This is a genomic window from Streptomyces sp. NBC_00873, from assembly GCF_045207415.1.
Lineage (GTDB): Bacteria > Actinomycetota > Actinomycetes > Streptomycetales > Streptomycetaceae > Streptomyces.
This window is the reverse complement of record NZ_CP108804.1, coordinates 12,859-37,463: the sequence shown is the minus strand read 5'-3', so window position 1 is coordinate 37,463 and position 24,605 is coordinate 12,859. Positions and strand designations below refer to the sequence as shown.

General features: G+C 67.7%; 24 protein-coding genes and 2 pseudogenes. 8 read left to right on the top strand and 18 right to left on the bottom strand.

The features are described from left to right. Positions 1–57: 57 nt before the first annotated feature. The 3 genes from OH809_RS43905 to OH809_RS43895 all read right to left on the bottom strand — a co-directional run bounded on the left by OH809_RS43905 (position 58) and on the right by OH809_RS43895 (position 2,050). Entirely contained in the window at positions 58–558 is a 501-nt protein-coding gene (locus OH809_RS43905; RefSeq protein ID WP_331743816.1) for a hypothetical protein, read from the bottom strand. Positions 559–564: 6 nt separating this feature from the next. Further along, positions 565–1,299: an alpha/beta hydrolase gene (locus OH809_RS43900; protein WP_331743813.1), complete on the bottom strand. Its 735-nt coding sequence runs from the start codon at positions 1,297–1,299 to the stop codon at positions 565–567. A 295-nt stretch (positions 1,300–1,594) separates the two neighbouring features. Next, positions 1,595–2,050 carry a hypothetical protein gene (locus OH809_RS43895; protein ID WP_331743809.1) on the bottom strand — a complete coding sequence of 152 codons (456 nt, stop codon included), beginning with the start codon at positions 2,048–2,050 and terminating at the stop codon, positions 1,595–1,597. Positions 2,051–2,153: 103 nt separating this feature from the next. On the opposite strand from OH809_RS43895, the gene OH809_RS43890 reads away from it, so the two are divergent. Further along, positions 2,154–2,837 carry a hypothetical protein gene (locus tag OH809_RS43890; protein ID WP_331743806.1) on the top strand — a complete coding sequence of 228 codons (684 nt, stop codon included), beginning with the start codon at positions 2,154–2,156 and terminating at the stop codon, positions 2,835–2,837. 58 nt (positions 2,838–2,895) lie between these two features. On the opposite strand, the gene OH809_RS43885 is transcribed toward OH809_RS43890, so the two are convergent. Together OH809_RS43885 and OH809_RS43880 are read right to left on the bottom strand one after the other, a co-directional pair. Beyond that, on the bottom strand, positions 2,896–3,024 hold the full coding sequence (locus OH809_RS43885; RefSeq protein ID WP_331743803.1) for a hypothetical protein: 129 nt from the start codon (positions 3,022–3,024) through the stop codon (positions 2,896–2,898). After that, positions 3,021–3,494, bottom strand: a complete 474-nt coding sequence (locus OH809_RS43880; protein WP_331743800.1) for a hypothetical protein — start codon at positions 3,492–3,494, stop codon at positions 3,021–3,023. Before OH809_RS43880 ends, OH809_RS43885 begins: the two co-directional genes overlap by 4 nt. 446 nt (positions 3,495–3,940) lie before the next feature. Here OH809_RS43880 and abc-f point away from each other — a divergent pair, with 446 nt between their 5' ends. After that, entirely contained in the window at positions 3,941–5,575 is a 1,635-nt protein-coding gene (gene abc-f, locus OH809_RS43875; protein WP_331744028.1) for a ribosomal protection-like ABC-F family protein, read from the top strand. A 79-nt stretch (positions 5,576–5,654) separates the two neighbouring features. After that, entirely contained in the window at positions 5,655–7,295 is a 1,641-nt protein-coding gene (locus tag OH809_RS43870; RefSeq protein WP_331743798.1) for an ABC-F family ATP-binding cassette domain-containing protein, read from the top strand. 916 nt (positions 7,296–8,211) lie between these two features. On the opposite strand, the gene OH809_RS43865 is transcribed toward OH809_RS43870, so the two are convergent. The 6 genes and pseudogenes from OH809_RS43865 to OH809_RS43840 all read right to left on the bottom strand — a co-directional run bounded on the left by OH809_RS43865 (position 8,212) and on the right by OH809_RS43840 (position 13,203). Continuing rightward, positions 8,212–8,457: a hypothetical protein gene (locus tag OH809_RS43865; RefSeq protein WP_331743795.1), complete on the bottom strand. Its 246-nt coding sequence runs from the start codon at positions 8,455–8,457 to the stop codon at positions 8,212–8,214. A gap of 397 nt (positions 8,458–8,854) precedes the next feature. After that, positions 8,855–10,183: pseudogene (fxlM, locus tag OH809_RS43860) on the bottom strand (methyltransferase, FxLD system); the annotation flags it as partial. 357 nt (positions 10,184–10,540) lie between these two features. Next, positions 10,541–10,756 carry an aldo/keto reductase gene (locus tag OH809_RS43855; RefSeq protein ID WP_406425578.1) on the bottom strand — a complete coding sequence of 72 codons (216 nt, stop codon included), beginning with the start codon at positions 10,754–10,756 and terminating at the stop codon, positions 10,541–10,543. Beyond that, positions 10,753–11,349, bottom strand: coding sequence for an AAA family ATPase (locus tag OH809_RS43850; RefSeq protein ID WP_406425580.1), 597 nt, complete (start codon positions 11,347–11,349; stop codon positions 10,753–10,755). Before OH809_RS43850 ends, OH809_RS43855 begins: the two co-directional genes overlap by 4 nt. Next, positions 11,346–11,948 carry an exonuclease domain-containing protein gene (locus OH809_RS43845; RefSeq protein ID WP_406425582.1) on the bottom strand — a complete coding sequence of 201 codons (603 nt, stop codon included), beginning with the start codon at positions 11,946–11,948 and terminating at the stop codon, positions 11,346–11,348. The genes OH809_RS43850 and OH809_RS43845 overlap by 4 nt, the downstream gene beginning before the upstream one ends. 7 nt (positions 11,949–11,955) lie before the next feature. Then, positions 11,956–13,203 carry a nucleotide sugar dehydrogenase gene (locus OH809_RS43840; RefSeq protein WP_331743786.1) on the bottom strand — a complete coding sequence of 416 codons (1,248 nt, stop codon included), beginning with the start codon at positions 13,201–13,203 and terminating at the stop codon, positions 11,956–11,958. A 67-nt stretch (positions 13,204–13,270) separates the two neighbouring features. Between OH809_RS43840 and OH809_RS43835 the strand changes: the two genes are divergently transcribed. Beyond that, complete coding sequence (locus tag OH809_RS43835) at positions 13,271–14,044, top strand: glycosyltransferase family A protein (protein WP_331743782.1); 774 nt, start codon at positions 13,271–13,273, stop codon at positions 14,042–14,044. Positions 14,045–14,082: 38 nt separating this feature from the next. On the opposite strand, the gene OH809_RS43830 is transcribed toward OH809_RS43835, so the two are convergent. Together OH809_RS43830 and OH809_RS43825 are read right to left on the bottom strand one after the other, a co-directional pair. Next, positions 14,083–15,018, bottom strand: a complete 936-nt coding sequence (locus OH809_RS43830) for a TauD/TfdA family dioxygenase (protein WP_331743779.1) — start codon at positions 15,016–15,018, stop codon at positions 14,083–14,085. A gap of 210 nt (positions 15,019–15,228) precedes the next feature. Continuing rightward, positions 15,229–15,879: a hypothetical protein gene (locus OH809_RS43825; protein ID WP_331743775.1), complete on the bottom strand. Its 651-nt coding sequence runs from the start codon at positions 15,877–15,879 to the stop codon at positions 15,229–15,231. Positions 15,880–16,118: 239 nt separating this feature from the next. Here OH809_RS43825 and OH809_RS43820 point away from each other — a divergent pair, with 239 nt between their 5' ends. Continuing rightward, on the top strand, positions 16,119–17,339 hold the full coding sequence (locus tag OH809_RS43820) for an IS110 family transposase (protein WP_331743773.1): 1,221 nt from the start codon (positions 16,119–16,121) through the stop codon (positions 17,337–17,339). 121 nt (positions 17,340–17,460) lie between these two features. Here the strand turns inward: OH809_RS43820 and OH809_RS43815 are convergent, their stop codons facing one another. Then, positions 17,461–17,946 (bottom strand): DUF6302 family protein, encoded by a 486-nt coding sequence (locus OH809_RS43815; protein ID WP_331743770.1) that lies wholly within the window; start codon positions 17,944–17,946, stop codon positions 17,461–17,463. After that, positions 17,946–18,389 (bottom strand): DUF6415 family natural product biosynthesis protein, encoded by a 444-nt coding sequence (locus OH809_RS43810; RefSeq protein WP_331743767.1) that lies wholly within the window; start codon positions 18,387–18,389, stop codon positions 17,946–17,948. The genes OH809_RS43815 and OH809_RS43810 overlap by 1 nt, the downstream gene beginning before the upstream one ends. A gap of 830 nt (positions 18,390–19,219) precedes the next feature. Here OH809_RS43810 and OH809_RS43805 point away from each other — a divergent pair. The 3 genes from OH809_RS43805 to OH809_RS43795 all read left to right on the top strand — a co-directional run bounded on the left by OH809_RS43805 (position 19,220) and on the right by OH809_RS43795 (position 22,005). Continuing rightward, positions 19,220–20,569 (top strand): hypothetical protein, encoded by a 1,350-nt coding sequence (locus OH809_RS43805; protein ID WP_331743762.1) that lies wholly within the window; start codon positions 19,220–19,222, stop codon positions 20,567–20,569. 20 nt (positions 20,570–20,589) lie between these two features. Further along, positions 20,590–21,171: a GNAT family protein gene (locus OH809_RS43800; RefSeq protein WP_331743759.1), complete on the top strand. Its 582-nt coding sequence runs from the start codon at positions 20,590–20,592 to the stop codon at positions 21,169–21,171. A gap of 270 nt (positions 21,172–21,441) precedes the next feature. Next, positions 21,442–22,005, top strand: a complete 564-nt coding sequence (locus tag OH809_RS43795) for a hypothetical protein (protein WP_406425587.1) — start codon at positions 21,442–21,444, stop codon at positions 22,003–22,005. Positions 22,006–22,097: 92 nt separating this feature from the next. Here the strand turns inward: OH809_RS43795 and OH809_RS43790 are convergent. From OH809_RS43790 to OH809_RS43780, 3 genes and pseudogenes are all read right to left on the bottom strand, one after another. After that, a pseudogene (locus OH809_RS43790) lies at positions 22,098–23,113 on the bottom strand (NAD-dependent epimerase/dehydratase family protein). A 2-nt stretch (positions 23,114–23,115) separates the two neighbouring features. After that, on the bottom strand, positions 23,116–23,856 hold the full coding sequence (locus OH809_RS43785; protein ID WP_331743747.1) for a class I SAM-dependent methyltransferase: 741 nt from the start codon (positions 23,854–23,856) through the stop codon (positions 23,116–23,118). A 140-nt stretch (positions 23,857–23,996) separates the two neighbouring features. Continuing rightward, positions 23,997–24,467: a hypothetical protein gene (locus OH809_RS43780; RefSeq protein WP_331743744.1), complete on the bottom strand. Its 471-nt coding sequence runs from the start codon at positions 24,465–24,467 to the stop codon at positions 23,997–23,999. Positions 24,468–24,605: the final 138 nt, after the last annotated feature.

Genomic DNA, 24,605 nt, shown 5'->3' with positions numbered 1-24,605 from the left:
ATGGATCGGGAGGGGCAGCAGCCGGAGCGCATTCCTTGGACTACTGGCGGGAGGGAGTTATTCCGACCGTGCACTATTCCCTCGTAGGCTGCGGGCGCTGGCTGTGTTGCGCACTCGTCGTGTTCGTCCGGACTGAGCGAGGATCGCCAGAGCCTCGAAGGATGTCGTGCTCTCGGCAACCTTGCGTTGCGACCAGTCCGACGCGGCAACCAGCTCGTGGGGGCCCCAGGCCGCGTTCAACGCGATAGCGCTGATCAACGACCACTCTCGCAACCGTTGGGCGGCGAATGGGTGCAGGTCGACGGCAGCTGCCATCCTCCGGGCCCAGGTGCAGAATTCCGGGTCTCGGTGCAGGGTCGCCGCCCGTGCGTCCAGGTGTCGAACCACCGCGGACTGTGCCATCACCTGATCAGGATCACCGAGGACCGCGGCCACCAATGCGGTCTCCTCAGCGTCGGAGACCATCGCCAGCGCGTGCAGGTACTCCGCGAAGCGCTCATGCTCGGCTGGGGCCGTCGTGTCCGGGGTGATCTCCGGAGGCTGGGTCGAGCCGGTCATATGGCCTCACTTCAGGTGCCGGGTGAAGAACTGGGCCGCGGCGTCCCCCGCGAACTGCGGGACGCCGGTGTGCCCGCCCATATTGGCGTGGAGGGACTTCTCCTTGGAGCCGAAGGCGTCGAACAGGTCCAGGGCCGCCTGCCGGTCGTTCCCTTCGTCGTCCCACTGCAGCAGGACGTGCAGCGGAATGGTGACCTGGCGGGCCTCCTCGAACATGGCGCGAGGCACGAAACTCCCGGCGAAGAATCCGGCGGCCACGATGCGCGGCTCGACCACCGCAAGGCGAACGCCGATGGAGATCACTCCCCCCGAGTACCCGACCGGGCCGCCGATCTCGGGCAGCGACAGGAGGGCGTCCAGGGCGGCCTGCCATTCCGGGACCGCCTTGTCGACGAGCGGGAGGATGAGGGCGTCGATGATCTCGTCGCTGACCGGCTCGCCGGCTTCCATAGCCTGGCGCAGGTCAGCGCGGGCCTGCTCGGCGGCGGCCCAACGGGGCCGGTCGCCGCTTCCGGGGAGCTCGATGGTGGCTGCGGCGAAGCCATCCGCCACGGCGTGCCGGGCCCGGGCCACCAGTCGGGGGTACATCTTGTGCAGTCCGAGCGGGGGGTGGCCGAGCAGGATCAGCGGCGCCGGTGCGGATGTGGATGCGGGCGTCCACAGGATGCCGGGGATCTCGCCGAGGGTGAATTCGCGCTCGAGGACGCCGTCGTCGAGGCGCTGTTCAGAAGTGAAGTGCATGGTCGTGCCTTTCGGGAGTGCTCATGAATGGCGCTCCCGGACGACCTATCGCCCGACCGTGACCCCGGAGGGGAGCACCCATGTCGATACTGCGTTCACGGGTACCACCTCCTCGTTCTCTAGCACGGCCTCCGGAAACGTAGCAGTGGTCGCGGTGGTCCGCCAAACGGGTTCTTGCGCGGGCTCCGTGGCCGGATGCCAAGGAGTCGGAACACTACGCAGAGCTACTTGGGGCCTCATCGCGGCTTCCCGGCCGATCCGCAGGCGGGCGTGCTCGTGCTCCAGGAGCCGTCCCCTACGGCATCTGCGTCGAGCCGAGCAACGTCAAGGCCGGCGGCCACGGCTGCCCATTTCGGTCATCGCCCGCGCGGGCGAACCCCCGCCCGGCACGACCGCCGGACCGCAGGTCAGCCGCAAGTCGCTGCTGGCCGACGTCGCGAACCTCACGGCCCACAACGGGAGACTGGCCGCACACATCACCAGACTCGAACGGCGCCTGTCCGAGGCCCTGGGCCAGACAGTCTGGGAATCCTCCGGCCTCGGCGCCCCAGCCGACATCGAGACGCTCACACGCCGCACCACCGAGTTGGAACAACAGATCCTCGATCTGCGCGGCGAACTCGCCGAACGCGACGAGGACCTCGAAGCCGCCCGCGCTGCGAATCGTGAACTGATGGCGCAGGTCAACCGCTGAGAGCCTGTGAACGAGCCGCGCGACACTAACCAAGCTGGTCAGCGCGTTCTCGATCAAACTCCAGGGCCTCCCCGCCTGTTCCCGGCCGGTCGCCGATGGCTCCGGGCCGGGGACGGCACCGCAAGACCTGATGTGGGCGACCGCTTTGTACATTGATCGTATGAGCGATCAACACGGTTCAGGTCTACGGTGGATCGGCGAGCACGCCTACCAGGACGCGAAAGGCCGTATGCCGGGGATGCTCCGCGGCATTTCCCTGACGACGGCCCGCGGCGTGGACACGGAAGAGTTCCTCGTCCGGCTCGGCGCAGATCCTGAGCAGCTCGAATGCGGGGACCTGTACAAGGAGCGCCACGAGCTCGCCATACCCCCAGACATGGGGGACGTCAGCCGCGCCATGTACGGCACCTGCGGCGGCTGGCTGTACGTCCTGGAGGACACGTGGGCCGCCACCTGGTCCCTCGGCTACCGCGAGGTACCGGAGATGGATCCCCTCGTCGGCGAGGAGATCATCTGTCTCACCCTGAATCTCGGGCCGGGCCCCTCCCGGATCCTGCACGCCCCGGGCGACGACGGCCGCACCTGGCAGGCCGAGTTCACCGAGAAAACCGGCCGGAACTCGAAGCTCGACACCGCCCTGCATGCTGCCGGGGCCGTCTTCCCCACCGCCTACGACGGCGTGCACACCCAGGAGGAGGCGTCGCGGTACTTCGAGGAGCACCACCGCGACATCCCGGCCCGCGTGTTCGCCGGCGTAGGCGACTACTGTGGCCTCACGATCGACCGGGCCGCGGTGGAAGCCGGAACGCTTCCGCTCGTCCTGCTGCCGGTCCCGCAGCTCTGAGACGCGAAACGGCGCGGGCCCCAAGGAGGAGCCCACGCCGACTGCTATCCGGAGACGGCTACTTCGCGGTCATTGTGCAGATCACCGGGTTGACCGGCGAACCGAACGCGTCGGTGTGGTCGCACCGCCCGGTCATGCGGGTGTCGAGCCAGTAGGCGTCCTTGTCCATGATGCGCATCTGCTTCATGAATCCGTCACGAACGACGGCCGCTGAGCGTCGTAGTCCGGCGCAGGCAGCGCCAGGTCCACCGGAAGCTCGATACGCAGCCGCGCCCACGGCGACCACTCCGTCTCGTACAGCGACCCGTCATACGCAGACGTGCGGAACACGTAGTCGACGTTCGGCTTCAGACGGCCAGGCGCCACCGTCACGGTCACCGCAGTATTGGACGGCACATAGGGAGAGACGATCACGCCGTACGAGTTGGCGTCGGTCAGCTTCACCCTCTCCAAAGGAGCGCCGCCCTCAGTGGTGGTCCACGCCTCGAACGACAGGTTCGCCGTTGGACTGTCCCCGTCGAACACCCAGTTCTTCAACTGGACGTGACGCGTGTTCACGCTCCACGTGCCGAGACCCCCGTCGACCTGCTTCCACTTCGGTCCGGCCGACGGCGTCTTGCCCGACGAGGGACGCTGCGTGTTCGCCGCGATTCCCATGCTCCGCTCGGGTCCCCGCAGCGGGCCGCGACGACGGAGCATAGTTCGGATCCGTGGCGCTCGGAGCGTCCCCCGCCGTTGGGGTGCCGGTAAGAACCGTGTCACCGATCCTGCTGGCCAATTCCGTTGCGGGTCACTTGTGATGCTCGTTGGTCGTGTAGCGGTCGTGCTCTTCCGTCTGCGGCCGCGGGGTTCCCGACCGGGTGACCCCGTCGTGTCTCCGGTCCCACGCCCCTGCTGTTAGTCTGGTAGAGACGTTGATCGTTTGTTGAGGAGCCCAGACATGGTGGTGGACGACGACATCTCCGGGTGATACCCGGACCCGACAGGCCACCGGCCGGTGCGTGGAAGCGCCGCCGACGTGGTCTCTCTGTCGTCCCCTCTTTCCCCTGTCTGCTGCCGGGGCAGAAGTGTCTTCCATGCCCCTTTCCCACGAGGTCACCTCCATGTCCGACGCCTCCATCGTCTGCTCGAACCTGTCCTTCACCTGGCCCGACGACACTCCCGTCTTCCAGGACCTGTCCTTCACCGTCGGCTCCGGCAGCACCGGCCTCGTCGCGCCCAACGGCACCGGCAAGAGCACGCTGCTCAAGCTCATCGCCGGTGAACTGCGGCCTGGCAACGGGTCGGTCTCCGCGGCCGGCGCCCTCGGCTACCTCCCGCAGAGCCTCCCCCTGACCGGCGACCTCACGGTCGCCGAGGTGCTGGGCATCGCCGCGGTCATCCAGGCCATCGACGCCGTGGAGTCCGGGGACGTCGACGAGAAGCACTTCACCACCATCGGCGATGACTGGGACATCGAGGAACGCACCCGCGCCCAGCTCGACCGCCTCGGCCTGGCCGACCTCACCCTGGACCGCAGCCTGAGCACCCTCAGCGGCGGCCAGGTCATCTCCCTCGGTCTCGCCGCCCAGTTGCTGAAGCGGCCCGACGTGCTGCTGCTCGACGAGCCCACCAACAACCTCGACCTCGACGCCCGGCACAAGCTCTACGACGTGCTGGAGGACTTCAACGGCTGCCTGCTCCTGGTCAGTCACGACCGCGCCCTGCTCGACCGCATGGAATGCATCGCCGAACTCGACCGCGGCGAACTGCGCTTCTACGGCGGCAACTTCACCGAGTACGAGGAGGCCGTGCAGGCCGAGCAGGAAGTCGCCGAGAAGAACGTCCGCAATGCCGAGCAGGAGCTGAAGCGGGAGAAGCGGGAGATGCAGCAGGCTCGCGAGCGCGCCGAACGCCGGCAGAGCAATGCTGCTCGCAACCTGAAGAGCGCCGGTCTGCCCCGTATCTTCGCCGGCAACATGAAGCGGGGCGCGCAGGAGTCCGCGGGCCGGGCGGGCCAGATGCACGCCAGCCGGGTCAGCGAGGCGAAGACCCGGCTGGACGAGGCCGGGCGTGCGCTGCGCGAGGAGCAGCGCATCACGCTGGACCTGCCGGACACCAATGTGCCCGCCGGACGCAACCTGTTCCTCGGCGAGCAGCTCCGCGTCCACCTCGGCGACAAGGACGTGTTCGCCGACCAGGGCGTCGATCTGACCGTCCGGGGCCCGGAGCGCATCGCGCTGACCGGTCCCAACGGTGTGGGCAAGAGCACGCTGCTGCGTCTGCTCAACGGTGACCTGACACCACAGAGCGGCGAGATCAAGCGGGCCGACGGCCGCATCGCCTACCTCTCGCAGCGCCTCGACCTGCTGGACCTGGACCGTACGGTCGCCGAGAACTTCGCCGACTACGCCCCACAGCGGCCGGAGGCCGAGCGGATGAACCTGCTCGCCCGCTTCCTCTTCCGGGGGCCTCGCGCCCATCTGCCCGTCGGGGTGCTCTCCGGAGGCGAGCGGCTGCGCGCCACCCTGGCCTGTGTGCTGTGCGCGGAACCGGCTCCGCACCTGTTGCTCCTGGACGAGCCGACGAACAACCTCGACCTGGTCAGCGCGGGCCAGTTGGAGAGCGCCCTGAACTCCTACCGGGGGGCCTTCGTAGTGGTCAGCCACGACGAGCGGTTCCTGCGCGCGATCGGCGTGAACCGGTGGCTGCGGCTGGCCGACGGTGAGCTGAAGGAGACGGGGGCCCCTGAGGTGTGAGCCGCCAGCGTGTCGACCTGGCCCGTGTCCGAGGCATGCCGCCCCGCGGGCTGAGCACCGATCACGTTGGACGGATCCCATGCTTCAGCCCGCTCTGCTCGCCCACGACCTCGTCCGCACACTCGGCGACCGACGGGTGCTCGACGGTGTCTCCCTGACAGCCTCGCCCGGGCACCGCATCGGGCTGATCGGGGAGAACGGCGTCGGCAAGTCGACCCTGCTGCGCCTGCTGGCCGGGAGGGACGAGCCTGACGCCGGCAGCGTCTCGGTCCCGCCCGATCTGGGCTTTCTTCAGCAGGAGATGCCATACGACGCCGATGTGACGATCGCCGACGTACTCGACGACGCCCTGCGCGAGGCCAGGGAGGACCTCGCCGAACTGGAACGTCTCACCGAGCAGCTCGCGCGGACCGCGCAGGACGCGCCCGAGTACGCCGGCCTGCTCGACGCGTACGGCGTCCGGCTCGAACAGGCCCAGGAGCGGGAGGACTGGGACGCCGACCAGCGTGCCGCGCTCGTGCTCGATGGCCTCGGCCTCGGCGCCTTCGGACACGATCGGACGCTCGGGTCGCTGTCCGGCGGGCAGCGCGGCCGGCTCGCGCTGGCCGCGCTGCTGGTCCGGCGGCCCTCCGCGCTCCTGCTGGACGAACCGACCAACCATCTCGACGACCGTGCCGCCGCCTTCGTCGAGGAGCAGGTGCGCACCCTGCCCGGGGGCGTCGTGGTGGCCAGCCACGACCGGGCCTTTCTGGACGCCGTGTGCACGGACCTGATCGACCTCGACCCCGCGATGGACGGCCCGGTCCGCTATGGCGGCAACTACAGCGCCTACCTGGCCGAGAAACGTGTCGAGCGGGAACGCTGGGAGCGGCGCTGGGCCGAGGAACAGAAGGTACGGGCGGCGCTACGGGTCTCCGCCGGGGTCACCGCGCACCGCGTCGCACAGGACCGGGGGCCGCGTGACAACGAGAAGATGGGCTACGGCCACCGCGCCGGCCGGGTCCAGAGCCAGATCTCCCGGCGGGTGCGCAACGCCACCCGCCGCCTGGAGGAGCTGGAGCGCTCCCAGGTCGGCGAGCCGCCGAAGCCGCCGCGGTTCGAGAGCACGGCGCTCGCCGCACCGGCGGCGGAGGGCGACGGTCCGCTGGTGTCCCTGGATGACGTACGGGTGCCGGGCCGGCTCGCAGCGGTGAGTGCGGAGGTGTCGGCGACGGACCGTCTGCTGGTCACCGGTGGGAACGGGGCCGGGAAGTCGACTCTGCTGGCCGTGCTCGCCGGGCGGCTCGCACCCGAGGGCGAGGTGCGGCGGCGGCGCGGACTGACCGTGGGACTGCTCGCCCAGAACACCGTTTTCGACCGGCCGGACCGGTCCGTCCGGGACACCTATGAGCTGGCGCTGGGTGCCGAGCGGGCCGAGGCGGTGCCGCTGGGCTCGCTGGGTCTGATGCACGAGGCGGACCTGGACAAGCCGGTCGGCCGGCTCTCGGTCGGACAGCGCCGGCGGCTCGCGCTGGCGCTGCTGGTGGCGCGACCGCCGCAGTTGCTGCTGCTCGACGAACCCACCAACCACCTGTCGCCGCGCCTGTGCGACGAGCTGGAGGCGGCGCTGGGCACCGGCCCCGGCGCGATCGTGCTGGCCAGCCACGACCGCTGGCTTCGGGAGCGCTGGCAGGGACGGGAGATCCAGCTCGGCTCCGACCGCGAGCGTGCGGACTGGTGAGCGTGAAGGGCGCGATGCCCTCCCGCACCCGGTCGACGTACCAGCCGAACCGGTCGTGCCCGGTCAGCGCGCCATTCGAGAGGGAGAGGACGGGCGAGGGGGTGGCTATGGTCTGAGACACACCGCCACGCTGAAGACGACCGCCCCACCGGCAAAAGCCGCTCCTCGGCCATCCCTTCCCGCCGCTCCCGCGCGCCGGGCGGGTTCCGTGGTTTGCGGCTGGTGGCACGGTTCTTACCGGCACGTCGGCCGTGAGTTCAGCGTGACTGAGGGGATTTCACCGGGAACCCACGGCGTCTTCGGCAGGCAGGCTCGAAAGTGCGGTGCGTTCGTCGCCTCTCAATCGGCAGGATAGTTATTCGCTCTCGGCGGTCTGTTCATCTGATGCCGATCTCCGAAACGGATCCTCACCAGCCATGATCTGGGCCACGAAAACCATCTCGCCAGCCGCCACGCTGCCGGGTACGTTCATCTCGTGTGCTACTACGCCGAAAAGCCCTACAAGCTGCATTACGCGTGCGTGCTCTGCCGCGTCGCGTACAAGCGGCATCCCAGTCCCGGCGAGCACCGATGCCCTCGATGCTCAGAACCAATGGTTTGTGCCGGCCACGACTTCGCGGCACCACGGCGTCGGGACACCAAGGCGTGGACCGTCGTGGCCGCGGTTCTCAACGCCGGACTGCGTTACGAAGGCCGAGAACCGTGCGGCTGCGGCAAGGAACCCAAGTTCCGTCCCCGCACACGAGCTCAGCTGCGCGCCCGCCGAATCGCAGCAGCACGAACCGGCACTCCCCTCGCCGACATGCTGGGACGCGCAGAGCTACAGGCATCCGACTGATCCGAGAAGCGATGCAGAGACGGCAGCACACGATCCGCCTCCATAAGATCATTCACGGAACTGCGGTCAGAGCCAAAATCAAAGAGCCTCATCAGACTGGTCGTCGAGCAGGTTCTGGGCGATGGTCGCGTAGCGGCTCGCGGTCGTGTGGGACAGGTTGAAGACCAGGGCGAGATGGAGCGGGTCGGCGCCGACGGTCAGTGCTTCGTGCAGTACCCGGTCGCCGCGGATGCGTTCGAGGTAGACGCCCTGGTGCAGCAGGTGCCGCTTGAGGTATTCGGCACTGACAGGCCCGGTTCCCAGGGCCGACTTCGCGTTGATCAATACGTGCCGGTTGGGAGTCTTCGGCCAGGTGATGCGACGCTGGGCGAGCCAGGCCAGCAGGGTCTGATGAGACAGTTCACCAAGCCGTTGGGTATCTCGCGAGCCAGTTCGGGAAGGCCGACATCGGAGGCGATGAGGGCGGCCTGGTTGTAGACGGCCGAGCCCATCCCCTGGTCGCCTTTCGCCTCGGCCGTGTCGGCCAGGTCGACGAGAGCGTGCACGCGGGCGGGTAATGGCAGGCAGGCGGGGCGGAATCGGGCGACGAGCGGGAATCGTTTCGCTATCGGGCCGTGCGGATCCATGAGTTCCCCCGGGGGCGACGTGATGGGCGGGTGTCGAACGGGCGGTGCCCGCCGGCATGGGCGGCGGGCACCGTCTTGTCACGTTCGGATCGGTGTCACTGCCAGTCGACGACGACGCGGTTGATCGGAGTGTCGAGGACGAAGCGGCCGGGGCCGGTCTCGGCGGGTGCGGCGTCCAGGGGCTGGAGCTCGAATGTGGCTTCCCGGTCGCGGTGGTCGCGGTCCCAGGTGCGGATCGCCTCGGCGACCCGGGTGGCCAGCTTGTCACTGCCGGGGCCGTGACCGATGACGCCGAACTCCCAGAGCTTGCCGCCCTCGTCGGTGGTCTTCTCCGACAGGCGGCGGGCGAGGTAGGTGACGGCTCCCTTGTCGACCGCCGCGGTCGACGAGGGGTAGGGGTCCTCGGTGAGCAGTGTTCCCTTGGCGGTCTGCGGGAACAGCATCCGGATCAGGCCGGACGGCAGACTGCAGGAGACGAACAGCTCCATCCACTCCGGCGACTCCATGGCGCGGACCATCACGCCGGTCCACTCCTCGGTGCGCGACTGGTGCAGGACGCCGGCCAGGGCGTCGGCGTCGATGTGCTGCCCGGCGGGAGCCTGGAGCCGTACGGTGCCGTCCGCGCTGAGCGGGACGACGCGACGGTCATCGTCGGCGAGGCCCCTCCGCAGCGGCATGAACGTGTTCATCTCGCTGCCGAGGGACACCCATCGGCCGCCGTGCTGCTCGTAGGTGATGGAGCGGGACACGCTTCCCTTGAGGCGCTGGGGGACCACGAGCCGGCCGCCGGGGGCGAGCTGGTCGAGCCAGGCGTGCGGGACGCCGTGCGCGCCGACGGTGGCGATGATCCGGTCGTACGGTGCACCCGCAGCGTGGCCGACGGCCCCGTCGCGGGCCAGTGCCTCGACGTTGGTGATACCGGCGGCAGCCAGGTGCGCGCGGGCACCCTCCACGAGGTCGTCGTCGACGTCGATGGTGGTGACGTGTCCGCTGTCGCCGACCAGGTGAGCGAGCAGAGCGGCGTTGTAGCCGGTGCCGGCACCGAGTTCGAGAATGCGCTCGCCGGGCTGGGCCTCAAGCTGGTCCAGCATGAGGGCGACGACGCCCGGCTGGGAGGCGCAGGAGATCGACGTGCCGTCGGTGTCGTACTTGATGTTCACCGGCGCGTTGGCGTACGCCTCCTCAAGCGAGGCCTCGGGCACGAACGCGTGGCGGGGCACGGTGCGCAGCGCGGTCTCGACAGCGGGCGTGCGGGCGTGCCCGTCCGCGCGGATCTGGTCGACCAGAGCGTTGCGGAGCCGTTCGGCGTCGGCCTCGGGGGCGGCGATCGTGTCGGTATTCACCGCCCTGACGCTAGTGGTCTCGGTCGCCTCTTCGGCGGGCGACGCGGTGTTGTCATTCGATCCCATGACTGCCTTTCGTGCGTCTTGCGCTTGGCTCGGACGCTCTGGTCCCCGCCGATCAGGTGCCGGTTGTCGACCCCCGCGGCGCAGTCGCTCTTGGAGACGTCCGCGAACGGGCGGCGGCAGGCGCGGCAGTAGGTATCCAGAGCGTCGATCCGCTGCTCGGTCTTCGTGCGGAAGGAGCCGCGGAAGTCGGCGACGCGTGCCACGGAGTCGTCGACGACGATTTCGGCTGCAACAACCCACGTGTGCGGGTGCTTGAGGGTGCTGGCGGAACGGGACGTGGACTCAACGGTCACGTGCTGATCTCTCCCATGAAGAACCGGGCTCCAAGGCCTTGATACTGAGAGAGACGCGGCAGCAGCCGTATGTGTTACGTCAACCGTTGACGCTACGGGGGCCGTAGGCGTCCGCGGTGTCGATGTGCGTGAGGCCGTGGGCGTGGACGGCCTGCCGGAGGATGCTGACTGCCTGGTCGCGGTCGACGGGGTCGCCCCAGGTGCCGGGCCCGGTCAGGCGCATTGTGCCGAATCCGAGTCGGGAGACGGTCTTTCCAGCGATTTCGATCGGGCCCGCGGGCCACACGGCGCTCATACGGCGGCCTCCTGCAGGCAGATCTCAAGTGCCTTCGCGACGGCGTTCGCCTGGCTGCCGGGGTCGCTGGTGACGCGCAGGTGGGGAATCGTCTCGGCGGTGAGGAGCGCGTGCACGTGCTGGTTGACCAGCACGCGATACCGGGGGTCATAGTCGTGCTTCTGCTCGACCGGCATCGTCTCGTCGAGCACCGTCGCCAGGAGCAGGTCGTACTTCGGTAACTGCGTAGAAGCCAGCAGCAGCAGCCGATCCCGCTCCAGGTGGTGGATCTGCTCACCGCGGAACTCCAGAGCCGCATTGAGGTAGGCGAGGGCGTCGTGGGGAGCGCGGTCCGCCAGGATGACGTCCGCGCCCTGGGCCCCTGCGGCGATCTCGTCGGCAATGCCCTGCGCAATGATCCACTCGGTGGACGCCGCGGTGTGCTTCTGCATCTTGGGCAGCCCGTTAAGGGCGGCACGCTTCCCGATGCTGCCGGTCCGGGCCGGGTTCACACCGTTGCCTCGCAGCTCCATCTCGATGCGCTTGAGCAGCATGGTCTTGCCAGTGGAATGAGCGCCGAGCACGCCGATACGAATGGGCGGAGTCGTAGTCACCACAGGGTGGGTTCCTCTTCTGGTTCGGGGGCTCCGGGCAGGCCGGGCGGCACAGCCGCGGCGACGAGCTGGTCCCAGGTGTCGTAGTGGGCTGCCATGGCGATCAGGAGTTGCGCCGTGGCGTAGGCGTCGAACGTGGCGCGGTGCCGCTGTGCGGGGGCCGCTCGCAGGTCCGGTTGGACGTGCTCGATCAGGGCGTCGAGCGAGTATTTCGGCAGGCCCGGGTAGGTGGCCTTGGCCAGCCGGAGCGTGTCGAGCACTCCGGCCGGCTTCCACTGCGGCAGGTGCGCGGACAGGACGCGGTAGTCCACGTGCGCGTTGTGGGCGGCGATCCATGCCGTACCAAGGCAGGCGTGGACCTCACCCGCGATCTCCTCCCAGTCCGGCTTCCCGTCGAGGACTTGGTTGGTCAGGCCGTGCACCCGGGCCGCGAAAGGGGTGACGGGGCGGGGCGGCTTGATCAGCCAGGCGCTGGCTGTGCTCGTGTCGGGCTGTCCGGCGCGGACGGGGAGCGCGGCGACCTCGACCAGGTCGGGAGGATTGGTGCCGTTGCCTTCGACATCGACAACGAGCAGCGTGGGCCAAGAGGCAAAGTTCATGACGTGATTACAGAACATCGACGTTCACACCGGACAGCCGGTTCCGACAGTCGAGCACATACGGCGCGTGCTCAAGGATCGACTCATAGTCGAATTCCGTATGGTCCGTCAGCAGTACCACGGCGTCGGATGCCGCAATCTCCTCTGCGGTCGCTACTACTCGGATCAGGCGTGCGTCGGTGCGGATGTCATCCACGACGTGGGGGTCCGCGCCACGCACCTCGGCACCGAGGTCGAGCAGTAGCTCAGCGACACGCACCGACGGCGACTCGCGGGCGTCGGAGGTGTTGGCCTTGTAGGCCAGACCGAGCAGCAGGACACGAGATCCGCTGACGGCCATGCGGCGCGTGTTGAACGCCTCCATGAGCCGCCGGACCACGTAGTCAGGCATGTGGGCGTTCACGTCGTTGGCGAGTTCCACGAACCGGAACGGAACGCCGACCGTGCGTTCCACTTTCCACGACAGAAATGACGGGTCGATCGGCAGGCAATGTCCGCCGACGCCGGGACCGGGGGTGAACCGCATGTAGCCGAAGGGCTTGGACGCGGCGGCGTCGATCGCATCCCAGACGTTCACGCCAAGCGGCCTGGCGAGCATCGCCATCTCGTTGACCAGCGCAATGTTGACGTGCCGGAAGGTGTTTTCGATCAGCTTGGTTAGCTCGGCCACCTTTGTTCCGGAGACCGGAACCGTGGTCTCCACCACGCCGTCGTAGAAGCTCTTGACCACGTCAAGCGATGCGGCGTCGATGCCGGACACCACCTTGGGCGTCTTCTCGAACGGCCACGTCCGGTTTCCCGGGTCGATGCGCTCGGGGCTGAAGCCGACGTGGAAGTCCGCACCAGCGATCAGACCGGATGCCTTCTCCAAGATCGGTAGCACCAGTTCCTCGGTGGTACCGGGGTAGGTCGTGGACTCCAGGATCACGGTCGCGCCGGGGCACAGGTGCTCGCCAAGCGTTTGGGCACAGGACTCGACGTAGGTCAGGTCGGGCACCCCGTCCCGCAGCGGGGTCGGCACGGTGATCACCGCGATGTCGAACCGGGGCAGCACGGCGGCTTTGGCGGTCACGCAGTAGGCCCCGGAGTCCAGCACTGCGCGGAGCCGCGCGGACGCCACATCCTCCACGTACGACTCGCCAGTGGCGATCTGCTGAACGCGATGCGGGTCCACGTCGAAGCCGACGACACGGTGGCCGGCGCGTACGGCCAGCGGCAGCCCCACATAGCCCTGACCAGCGACAACAACATGCATAGCAGCTCCTACTACGATCGCAGTGTTTGAATGGACCGTCGTCCCTGACCTAGCAAGGAGAAGCGCTGTGCCCCTGGTGTCTGTCGTGATGCCCGTGTACAACTCGGCAGCCACCCTCGGCGCAGCGATCCGGTCGGTGCTCACACAGACCCACAGCGACCTGGAGCTGCTGATCACCGACGACAAGTCGTCCGATGGCTCCATGGACCTGCTCATGGAGTTCGCCCGGCAGGACAACCGCGTCCTGCCGGAATCGGCACCCGAGCGGGGCGGTGCCGGCCGGGCACGCAACCTCGCTATCGAGCGGGCCCGGGGGGACTACGTGGCCTTTCTCGACAGTGACGACATGTGGCTGCCGGAGAAGGCCGAGCGGCAGATCGAATTTGCTGCGGCGGGTAGTGCGCCTTTGACGTTCACCTCGTACTTCAAGATGGACGCCGACTACGACGGCGAGAGCACCGACTTCATCCCGAACGGGCGAGTGGTCCGCGCCCGGGAGCACGTGGACTACCGCCAGATGCTGGTCCAGGACCACATCGGTGCTCTGACCGCCATGTACGACCGCAACGTCCTGGGCACGAGGCTGATGCCGGAGATGCGGAAGCGACAGGACTACGCCCTGTGGTTGTCGATCATGCGTGACGGCGCTGACGCCCGGGGCCTTCCTGAGCCGCTTGCGGTGTACAGGGCCCACCAGGCGGGATCGCTGTCCTCCAACAAGCTGTCGCTCGTCCCGTACAACTGGGAGCTGTACCGAGAGCACGAGGAACTGTCGGTCCCCCGGGCGACGCGGGCGCTGGCCGGCGCCGTGTGGCAGTCGCTGCGCAACTCACGGATCTAGAACTTGCAGCGACCCGGCCAGACACCCGCCTGCACCACCTACGAGGCGGCCGGACCGGTTGCGCCCGTGCGCAGGAACAGCTGGAGCAGCAGACGGCGGTCCTCGGGCGCGACATCGTGCTGGCCGTCGGCGAGCGGTTCGCGGCCGTGGACCCAGCGGTGCTGGTTCACGATCAAGAAGTCACCGCGCTGGAGCGTGCAGGAGACCTGGCCGGCGACCATCTGGTGCGCGAGTTCCTTGGCCGCCTGGGCGTGCTCCTCGTCGAGTCCAGACTCGGCGAGCATCTTGGCGGTAAACCGTACGAACCCGCGGTCCTCGGGCTCCCCGTCCAGGACGGGGAACGGCGTGCACTCCTCACCGACGTCGGACAGGTCGAAGAAGCCGCCGTAGGTGAATGCCACGTCGGCCAGGAGGGCGCGACTTGCTGGCGCCAGGCGGGATACGGCCTCGCGGGCATTGGAGAGGATGCTCGCGCCCGCTCCGAGCGGGTCGGGCCGGACGCACAGCAGCGTGGTGTAGTCCGGCGGCAGGGTCGCGTTGACCAAGTCCATGTGGAACGCGTTGTACCCCGTACCGGTGGACAGGCCGGGATTGGCGTTGAGGTTGGTCCCTATCTCCTTCCACAGCGGCCATCGCTGGAAGGGCTGGAAGGGGATCGCCACTTCGGCGAGGATCGCCGTTGCCAAGCGGAGGAACTGTTCGCCGACCCCCAGCGCCTGGGCGATGTTCCCCAGACGCACCACGGCGTATCCGCCAGCCGCCCCGTTGAGCGCGGCGAGAAGGGGGCCCCTGATTTCGTTGAACAGCGGAGCCGAATCCAGTTTGGTCCGGTACTGCTCGATCGTGGAATTTGCCAGGAAGGCGCCCTCCACGTCCCAGGCAGGAAGCGTGCTTCCGATCTTGATCAGGTCGTCTTCCAGCTCCTTCGGCAGGTCGATGAAGCCGTCCCTGTCAGCATTCACGGTCTCGGGCATGGGGCTGTCCCTTTCTGCGGATTCACGCCGGGTGGGCCTTGGAGCTGGCCTCTCGTCCGTGCTCATCGGCAGCGGTGGAGAGGCGGGAGTCTGTTGAGGACAGGAGCGGCACGCGTCACCGCTTCATTGCGGCGTAGTTGATCAGGGTGATGGCGACCACAAGGGTGGACACCTGCCACGCGCGACGGGACATGGGCCCTTCCAGGACGTTCAGGCAATCGAGTCGGGCGTCGTGAGGTCGTCGAGGTCGACGACGGTAAAGTCCCGCAACGTACGTACGAGTTGAGAGGCCAGGAACCATCGCAGGCATGGGTCTCCATACGGCACGGGCTTGTCGTCACCTGCCAGCGCTTTGATCCCCTGGGCGGTCCACTCGTACGGCGTCCCAATGACCCCGCAGAGGGGGGCGCTGCGCACCATCAGTGCGGTGTAGCCCTGCTGGAGGTGCGGGCACTGCTCCACCGCGACGCGCATGTGCGCCAGACAGACCGGCGGCTGCGCGGTAGGTTCCCCGGGCTGCAGATCGCTTTTGGCAGCGCTTGCCAGGAACGGGTATCCCTCCGGCGTTCTGGTAGGGCGCGCGCAGATCTGACAGTTGAGCAACGTCATCGTCTCGCGCTGCCTGGCGGGGTGGATCAGCCGCCACTGCGGCTGTCCGGACGGCAACCCGTCGACACCGATCGACTGTGAGCACCGGCCCCACAGCACACCCTGCGGATCGCGATCCTCTCGGCTCTCGTCCCAGTAGCCCAGGGCGGAGCGGCCGGCGCCGTCGAAGGAAGCGCGCAGGGCCAGGTACGACTCGGGTTCCTCGCCCTCGCGGGCTGTGATGTATGGGACCAGGCGGCTGACAGTGCTCATTAGAGGACCATCCCTTCTGCAGCCTTCTTCGGTAGGGTTGTGACCTCTCGGTCCCGGTGGGTGCATGGCCAGTAGTGCGAGCCGTTCGACGGCCAGCATGAGTTCCGCCAGCCCCGCCGGACCGAGGCCGTCTGATCGGCTTCAGGGACACGCCCCGCAGAGGGCCGATTAATGAGCTCCCGGCAGACGACCTCACCCCCGGGCAGGTGCTCCGTCGAAGTCACAGGAGTACGACCTTCGTGTTCATCGGATGGGACTGGGCGACCGAAACCCATGACGTGACCGTCATGGACGACGCCGGAAAACGCATCGACCGGTGGGAGTTCGCCCACACCGAGGAGGGGTTCGCCAAGACCCTGGCCCGGCTGGCGAAGTACGGCATCCCGGCGGATCTGCCAGTGATGATCGAGACCAGCCGCGGCCTGGCCGTGGACCGGCTGCTGGCCGCCGGCCACCCGGTGGTCCCGGTGCACCCGAACGCCTTCCACGCCATGCGCCCCCGCTGGGGCGCCAGCAAGGCCAAAACCGACGCGGGCGACAGCATGAAGCTCGCCGATTACCTGCGCACCGACGGTCACCTGCTGCCCCGGCTGGAGCCCACCGAGCAGGCCACCCTCGATCTGCAGGCCCTCACGCGGACCCGCGCCGATCACGTCGAGGCCCGCATCGCGGCGGTCAACCAGCTCGCCGCGCTGTTGGACATGCACTGGCCCGGCGGCAAGGCGGTGTTCGCCAACCTCGACAGCGACATCGCGATGGCGTTCCTGGAGCGTTACCCCACCCCGGCCTCCGCCGCCAAGCTCACCGCCGGACGCCTCGAAGCCTGGTGCAAGCGGCACGCCTACTCCGGCAGGAAGCCCGGAAGCGTCCTGATCGAGCGTCTGCGGACGGCCCCGAAGGCGGCCTCCCGCCTCGGCGAGGCAGTCGTCGAGCAGCTGGTTCGGGTCCAGGTTCAGCTGGTTCAGGGCATACGCACGACCATCCGCACGCTGGACAAGGCCATCGCTGAGGCCGTCGAAACCCACCCTTACGGGCCGCTGTTCGCGACCATGCCGCGCATCGGCAGGGTCAGCCTCGGCCAGATCATCGGCGAGATCGGCCCACTCCTGGAACGCGCCCGCACCAGCGAACAGCTCATCGCTGAGGCCGGTGTCGTCCCTGTGACCCGCGCATCGGGCAAGTCCCGCACGGTCGCCTTCCGCTTCGCGACCAACCGCAGAGCCCGCGTCGCCCTGACCGCCTTCGCCGACAACAGCCGGCACGGCAGCGACTGGGCCGCGAAGATCTACAACGACGCCCGCGCCCGCCAGAAACGTCACCCCCATGCCATCCGCATCCTGGCACGCGCCTGGCTGCGGGTGATGTGGGCCTGCTGGCGCGACGGCACCTGCTACGACCCCGCCGTCCACCAAGCCAACGGCAAGATCAACACAGCCGTCGACACGCTCTTGGCGGCATAGAGGTTGACTCAGGAAACTCATGCGGCTGCCCCCGTCAGCGCGGTGGGTCGGGGCTTGTGCTGGCACATGGGCGACGCTCTTCCTCTCGGGCATGCTGTGGTCGGTCCCTCTTCGGCGGGATTTACGAAACCGCGGGGGACCGGAGTCGGACCGCCGAAGAGGGAGTTTTGGGGCCGCCGATCGGGGCGGCGTCGGTGTGCAGGCCGATGAACTCGGCTATCGCCGGGTCGCTGTAGCCGTAGAAGCGTCCGCGTGCGACGTCGTCCCACCAGCGCGCCGGCTCTCGCTCGCCCCACTCCACGACGTGGCATGTGTCCGGGTAGGGCGCCCACTTCAGGCGCAGGTTAGGGAAGCCGGGGCGGTCCTGCAGTACGTTGCGCACCGCCAGGCCGAAGCAGAGACAGGGGATGCAGTAGTAGCCGCCTCGGCGCGTGCCGCCGACCGGTACGGCGAGGAACGGCATCCGCAGGGTGCGTAGGGCGACGCTCTTCTCTAGAAGCCACGCGTCTGCGAGGCGCGTCTCGAAGTAGTCGTAGTCGTAGGCGTCCCTGGCAGGCATCGCGGTGACGACCACGGGCGGGTGCCTGAGCGCGTTGGGGTCGTGCATCAGTCGGCGTCCTTGATCTGCCGAGTGGCAATCAGGCGTTCGATCAGGTCCGCTGTCACCCAGGACAGACGACGGGCGAGCCCGAGAGCCGGCCGATATTCGCGGGGTATCTGTTCGTCCCGCAGGCTTCGCCCTCGGTCGATGAGCTGCAACGTCGTGGCATCCGCGGGGAACTTCGGGTCGGCTACGGCGATGGCACTGAGCTGCTTGAGCGTGCTGCGTAACCGTTCGGCGAGTTCATCGACTTCGTCCGCTCCTGGCATCTGGTCCCCTTGGGCCATGTCCAGGTCATCGAAGACGGCCTCGACGACGAGAGGGTCCCAGGCGCGTACCCGCTCCAGGAGGCGCGCCAGGGCGTCCGCGTCGAGCGGGGGAGTCCACTGCGGTTCCGCCGGCCTGCTCCCGCTCACCTCGGTCTCCAAGACCGGAGCGGTGGGGGACATCACTTGCTCCCAGGGCCGGTGAGGGCGCACCAGGTGGGTGTCCTTGCGAGGATGGTGCTCATGCTGGCACCACTCCCGGCATCATGCGTGCGCGTACAGCCTTGCCGCCACGCTCGCAGAGGTGCCACGTGAGTGCACCGCCAAGCCGGTCGACTACCCAGAGGCCTCGGCCTACCTCGCCGGAGGACGCTCGCTCAAAGTTCCGGAACTCGGGAAGCGGATCGTGGACGTCGATAAGAAGGGCGTGGTCTTCGGTGATGGCGAGCCGAAGCCGCACGAATCGGTCTTGGTGGTTCGGCCCCGGGTCGGCATGGGCCACGGCGTTGCCAACGAGGATTCCTGCGGCCTGTGTAGCGCCCTCGCTGTTCCCCGACCACCTGAGCATCGTCAGTCGCGTCCGGGTGTGTAACCGCGCCAGTTGTGCGGCGCTGGGCTCGAGTTGGAAAGTCCTGCCCCATTCGCGATCGACTGGCGAGCTCACCAGGAGCTCGGTCTGAGTTCCCGTAGTTGACCGGCGATCGAGCGAGAAGCGAGGCTCCGCCACACCATCCGGGTGCGCTGGCGGCCGTGCGGTCTCGATAGGCACAGGGACTCCCTGGTTACGCGAACGGTTCGTACCGGCACTCTCAGCAAGGGCAAGTACGAGCCTGGCGACGCTCGCGCTACAGAACTAGCCCCGGCTCTCCCTCGGAATGCGGCCGCAGAACCTCGCACTTTCCTCGGACCTACCTCGGTACCTCTAAGTACGTTGGTTGTAGGGCAAGTTGTTGGGGACGGCGTTCTACCGTCGACTCCAGTGACGTGCAAAACATGCGGGAGAAGAGGGGACCATGCGAACGCTGCTCCGGTACCTGCTTGACCAGCGTGAGCTTCGCGACCACGCGGCATTTCTGCCGCACTTCAAGCAGGCTGCGGGCGAGCTGGCTGAGTTCGAAGGGAACCCGGCCATTGCGACTCTTGCCCCAGCGAAAGCAACGTTCGAGGGCTGGTACTACGGCAACCGCCGACCGCAACGGGAGTCCCGCCGGGTGCTGGTACGCCTCCTCGGGTACAGCATCGATCAGCTGTGGACTGAAGTCCCCGACGGCGCGGTACCAGCCTTCCCCACATTGATCGGCACGTCACGCGCGGAAGGTCAGGCCGGACCCGGCTTGACCATGCACGAGATGAAAAGGACGGGTGCAATGGCCGCACGGCGCGCAATGGACTTCGCCCTGGGCGCGGAACGCAACCAGGTGGGCGACGAGGCTCTCGGCTTCCTCCAGGACGAGGTGGCCCGGATCGTGGAGCTGTATCCCCGCATCCCCCTGGCAGAGATCTGGGACGACCTGGCGAACGCGCAGGAAGACACCTTTCGGATCCTTGAAGGCGGACGAGCACGCCCGTCCCAGCTCAGGGATCTGAACTTCATGGCCACGGTGCTGTCGTTCCTCATGGCGAAGGGCTCCCACGACATGGGCGAGTCCAAGGTCGCCCTGCAGCAGGCCCGGGTCGCCGCGTTCTGCGCGAAGGAGGCAGAGCACACGGGCTTGATGGCCTTGGTCGACGGGCTCAAGTCCCTCATCTCCTACTGGGCTGGCCGGCCCGAGGACGCACTGCATTACGCGCAGCAGGGTGCGACCCGCGCGCCCAACCTTCGGGGCACGGTCAGCGTGTGGCTCCCGGGACTCGAAGCCCGCGCCGCTGCACTCCTCGGTGACGAAGAGGCTGTGCGCGCTGCGAACCAGAAGTCGGAGGTACTGCGCGAGCAGGTGGTGCCTGATGACCTCGACGCGCTGGGCGGCCTGCTCACCTACCCCGAGCTGAAGCAGCTCTACTACATGGTCGAGTCGGAAGTCCTTCTCGGACACGGCGACTCGCAACTGGCAGCCCGCGCGGAAGAGGCAGTGCGCGGCTTCAGCGACCGGGAACAGTCGCACTGGGCGTTCGGCGACCTCGCGGGCTCGCAGTGCAACCTGGCTCTCGTCCGGCTGTATGCCGAAGACCTGGACGGTGCGGCAACGGCGATTCGTCCTGTCCTCGACCTGACCCCTGGTCTACGGAACAACGGCATCGTCAGGTCTGCCGAGCGCGTGAGGTACGCGCTCGGCCGCAACCCGGTGCGCAGCACGGCTCTGGCCGGCGACCTGCGCGCCGAGATCGCTATGTATGAGCCTTCTCGCCCTGCTCTGCCGCGGTAGGCCCGGGATAGAGTCCCTGCATGTACCCGATCAGCCGTCGCAGCGAACGCCTCGAACTTCGCGAGCTCACCGTCGATGATGTAGATGCCCTTCTCGGGATCTACGGAGACCCCGAGACTACGGAGCACCTGTCGTTTGAGCCGCGGACGCGAGCACAGGTAGACCAGATCGTCGCTCGCTCCGTGGCCTCGGCCGGCGCGTCACCTCGCAGTGAGTACGCCCTCGCGATCGTCGAGCGCAACAGTGACGACCTGATCGGGTTCGGCCGCATAGCCACCGATCCCCACCAGCCCCGCGGCGCTACCTTCGGCTTCGCGCTGCATTCCAACGTCTGGGGAGACGGATACGGAGTCGAGTCGGTGCGCCTCCTCCTCGGGCTCGGGTTCGAGGACCTGCACCTTCACCGCATTTGGGGAGCACGATCACCTCTCAACGAGGCATCGGCAAGGACCATGACAAAGGCAGGGATGGTCGAGGAGGGCATCATCCGGCAGCACATCGAGAAAGCCGGTAAGTGGCGCGACTCGGTGGTTCACGCGATGCTCGACGACGAGTGGGACCCAACCACGAGGCTGGCCAAAAGCCCTCTGTCTGCGAGATGATCACGCGACCCCCACAGAACGACACAGGGGGTCGCATGAGTCCGGCAATGCCGCACAGCATGACGCGTGCGACTGTGGTCCGCGCTGGCCGCCGCACAACGCTTGTGGCCCTGCCCGCCTGGTGCAACGGACAAATCCTTATCTAGATGTGGATCAGGTTTGCGCAGTTCAGCGCCTTGCTTTGGCGTGAGCGACGTGAGGCTAGGTCCTGTCTTTCGGATCTTCCGGTCGGATTGTGCAGAACAGGGCGGTGTGGACGATCATCAGGTCGTGAACACGGACTATTGGGCGGTGCTCGAAGACTCCAAGCGGGATGAGTGGGAGTACGTCCCACGTCAGACCATCGGACCGCTGGACTTCGGAATGGACCGGGACGATGCCGCCACCGCCATGGCGGAGCACGGCTTTACGGCAGAGCAGCACAACATGGGGGGTTGGCACTCGACGGGACGTATTCAGTGGCGTGTCGAGTTCGGCAAGCTGAGCCCACGCTGGAGCCGGCCGGCGGTGAAATGCTATTTCGTCGAAGGCGCTGGACTGACATGCGTGCTGGTCGACGGACTAGTCGGTCCGCAGGTCACCCATGAGGGGATCCGCTTGATCGGCCGTGTGCCGTCGGAGCTCTCCAGGGAGATGGAGGCGTACGTGATCGAGCACGACACAGGGCTTCGGTCCAGCCCTGGAGGAGACCTCTCCGTCGACAGCTTCGAGATTGAGCTGGGCACGCAGCGCGCCGGCGACACTGTCGTGACCTGGGCCCTGTTTTTCAACACGGGGGAGATCGCGGGCACCTCCTGGGATATCGCCCCCGCAGAGGTCTGGCACCACTGGTAGGGCGTCCTCATCCTGCAGTTGGAGGACTTCATCCGACTTCCGGGCCAGCGTCAGCTTGTTCCCCGTACGGAATGCTGGCGCTGGATGCCTGATCAGAGGGAGGCGAGGATCTTCGCCTCCCTCTCGGGGGCGATCCCGTGTTCCGCCCACCGAGGGTGGTCCACGGGACGGCCGTCGTTCTGCAGCCAGTTCCAGGTGTCGCGGATGGTCTCGTGCAGCGGCCGGCAGCGGAGCCCTGCGGCAACGGCCCGGCTCGAATCCACGGACCAGACACCTCTGTGGGTGCGCCACAGGGGGAGTTCGGTCCACTGCTTCACACCGTGGTCGATGAGGACCGAGGGGTCGACCCATACGGGGCGCCCGGCTCCGCCCGTGACTTCCAGGCAGGCACCCAGGAAGTCCTCGAACGTGATGCCGTCCGGGTGCGCGACGTTGTAGCTCCCAGACTCGATTTCGCCAGCGGCCCGGTTCAGCGCGAACGCAGCAACGTCGCGAACGTCCACGGGCTGGATCAGCCGCTGGGCCGGTGCTGGCGCTACAAAGGGGCCTCCCTGGTGCGCACGGCGCAGCCACCATGGAAGGCGTCCCACGTACTCGCCGGGGCCAAGGATCACGCCAGGGCGGAGGAACACGGCTCGGCCGGCGAACGACTCGGTCACGGCACGCTCGCCGCCCGCCTTCTGGAAGCCATAGATGGTGGGACTGTCGTCCTCGCCGGTATGGCCGTAGTTCTCATCCGCGTCCGCCGGGCACTCCAACAGCTCGGAGTCGTCCTTCAGGTGGCTGTGGGGCCAGCCCCTATATACGGACACCGTGGAGACGTGAATCCAGCGGGCAGCACAGTCCTTCAGCGTCGAGGTAGCAACAGCACGTCCCGTGGCGGCAGATCGGAACTCGACGTGTCGATGACTGCATCCCATGGGCCGTGCGCTGCGAGCGTCCGAACATCGTCGATGACGGTTCGGTCCCCGTGAACAGGCGTGACCCCGGGAACGTCCTTCCCGGAGCGGCCCCGGTTGAAGGTGGTCACGTCCCACCCTCTGGGCAGGGCCGCTTCGGCAATGTGCTTGCCCAGGAACCAGGTACCACCCATCACCAGGAGTCTCATGCTCAGAGATCTTGCCCCGTGGATGTTGCTGAACGAAAGGGCACCCGCGATGCTCGAAGCCGAGCCCGGAAGTGGCAGGTGGCCATCGGCGTCGCGCCTTCCGGACCCGGATCGCGAACGGTGTCCTGCTCCACAAGGTCGAATCCGTAGTGATCCAGCAGTTTGTCCCACACGGGCGTGTCGAGAACCCAGCGCTGCATCGTGCCTGGGCTGCCATCGGGCAGGCGTGTGGGAATGCTCGCGGGCCGGCACTCGGTCTCAGCCGGTGCGCCGTTCTTGTAGTGGCCGAGGGTAGAAAAGACCAGCAGCCCGCCGGGCCGCAGGGCGGCCGCCACGGCAGGCAGCAGGAGCTGCGGATCACAGAAGTCGAGTGCGCCGAACATCGAGTAGGCGACGTCGAGGCTGCCCGGCGTGGCAGGCAGGTACGCAGCCGCGTCCTCCTGGACGAACTCCAGGCCATGGACATGGCCGTACAGGTCGCGGCCGCGGGCGTGCTGGGTGGGGGAGCTGTCGATCGCGATGACCCGGGCGGGATTCATGATCCGGGCCACGTACGCGGCCTGGTGCCCCGCCCCAGCGCCGAGTTCGGCGACCGTACAACCAGCGACGTCGCCCAGTAGCTCGTCGCCGGGGCCCGTGCGCTGGTACCAGTCCCAGTACAGGCGAGAAGGGGCGCTGTGCTCCTTGGCTGACGCTGACGATCCGTAGAGGTGCCAGAGGTCGGGCGACGCCGGTGTGGTCAATGGGGATGGATTCACGGGCACATACTGGCCTGTCCGTCATGATCGACGTGGTGGGCCCTGGGTTTTCACCCGTATGACGTGCACCATGCCCGTCGGCTGGCTCCCGCGCGGTCCGACCGGGCGGGAGCCGACGCCCTTGCTCAGTGACCGTCCTCGCCGGGCCGGCACGGCGTGCAGTTGGAGGCGTCCGCGGCCCAGAGCGGGTGGTCGACATCCCATCCGGCGCTGGCAAGCAGGTCGGCGGTGCGCACTACGGATCCGTCGCCCTTCATCTCGACGAGCGGCACGTGGTGGAGGTACTCCCCGCCGTTGTACTTCTCGCACAGCTCGAAGTACGCCTTGGTGTCCAGCATGATCATGTGGACGCCGATGTCGACGATCCGGCCCGGCCCCATGCCGAGCCGTCGTCCCTTGTTCTCCATGGCGGTGATCAGGTAGGCGATGCCCTGGCCGAGCACCCTCTCCGCCATGACGCTGTCGAACGGGTAGTCGCGCATGAGCAGGCCGACCAGTTTCGTCCACTGCTCGGTAGGGATGTATGCGCGGGGGTCCCGCGGGGCTGCGAGGGGATCGGTGGTGCCACGGACAGGGGTCTCAAGGACTGCGGTCATCGTGGGCCTCCTATGGTCGGAACCCCCGGTCGGGGGCGATGACAGAAGCACACCGCAGACCGGAAAAGATCGGCTGTCAACGCCCGTGTTCTGCACGCCGTTTGCGGGTACTGCATGCGCCATATACGGCACGCCTTC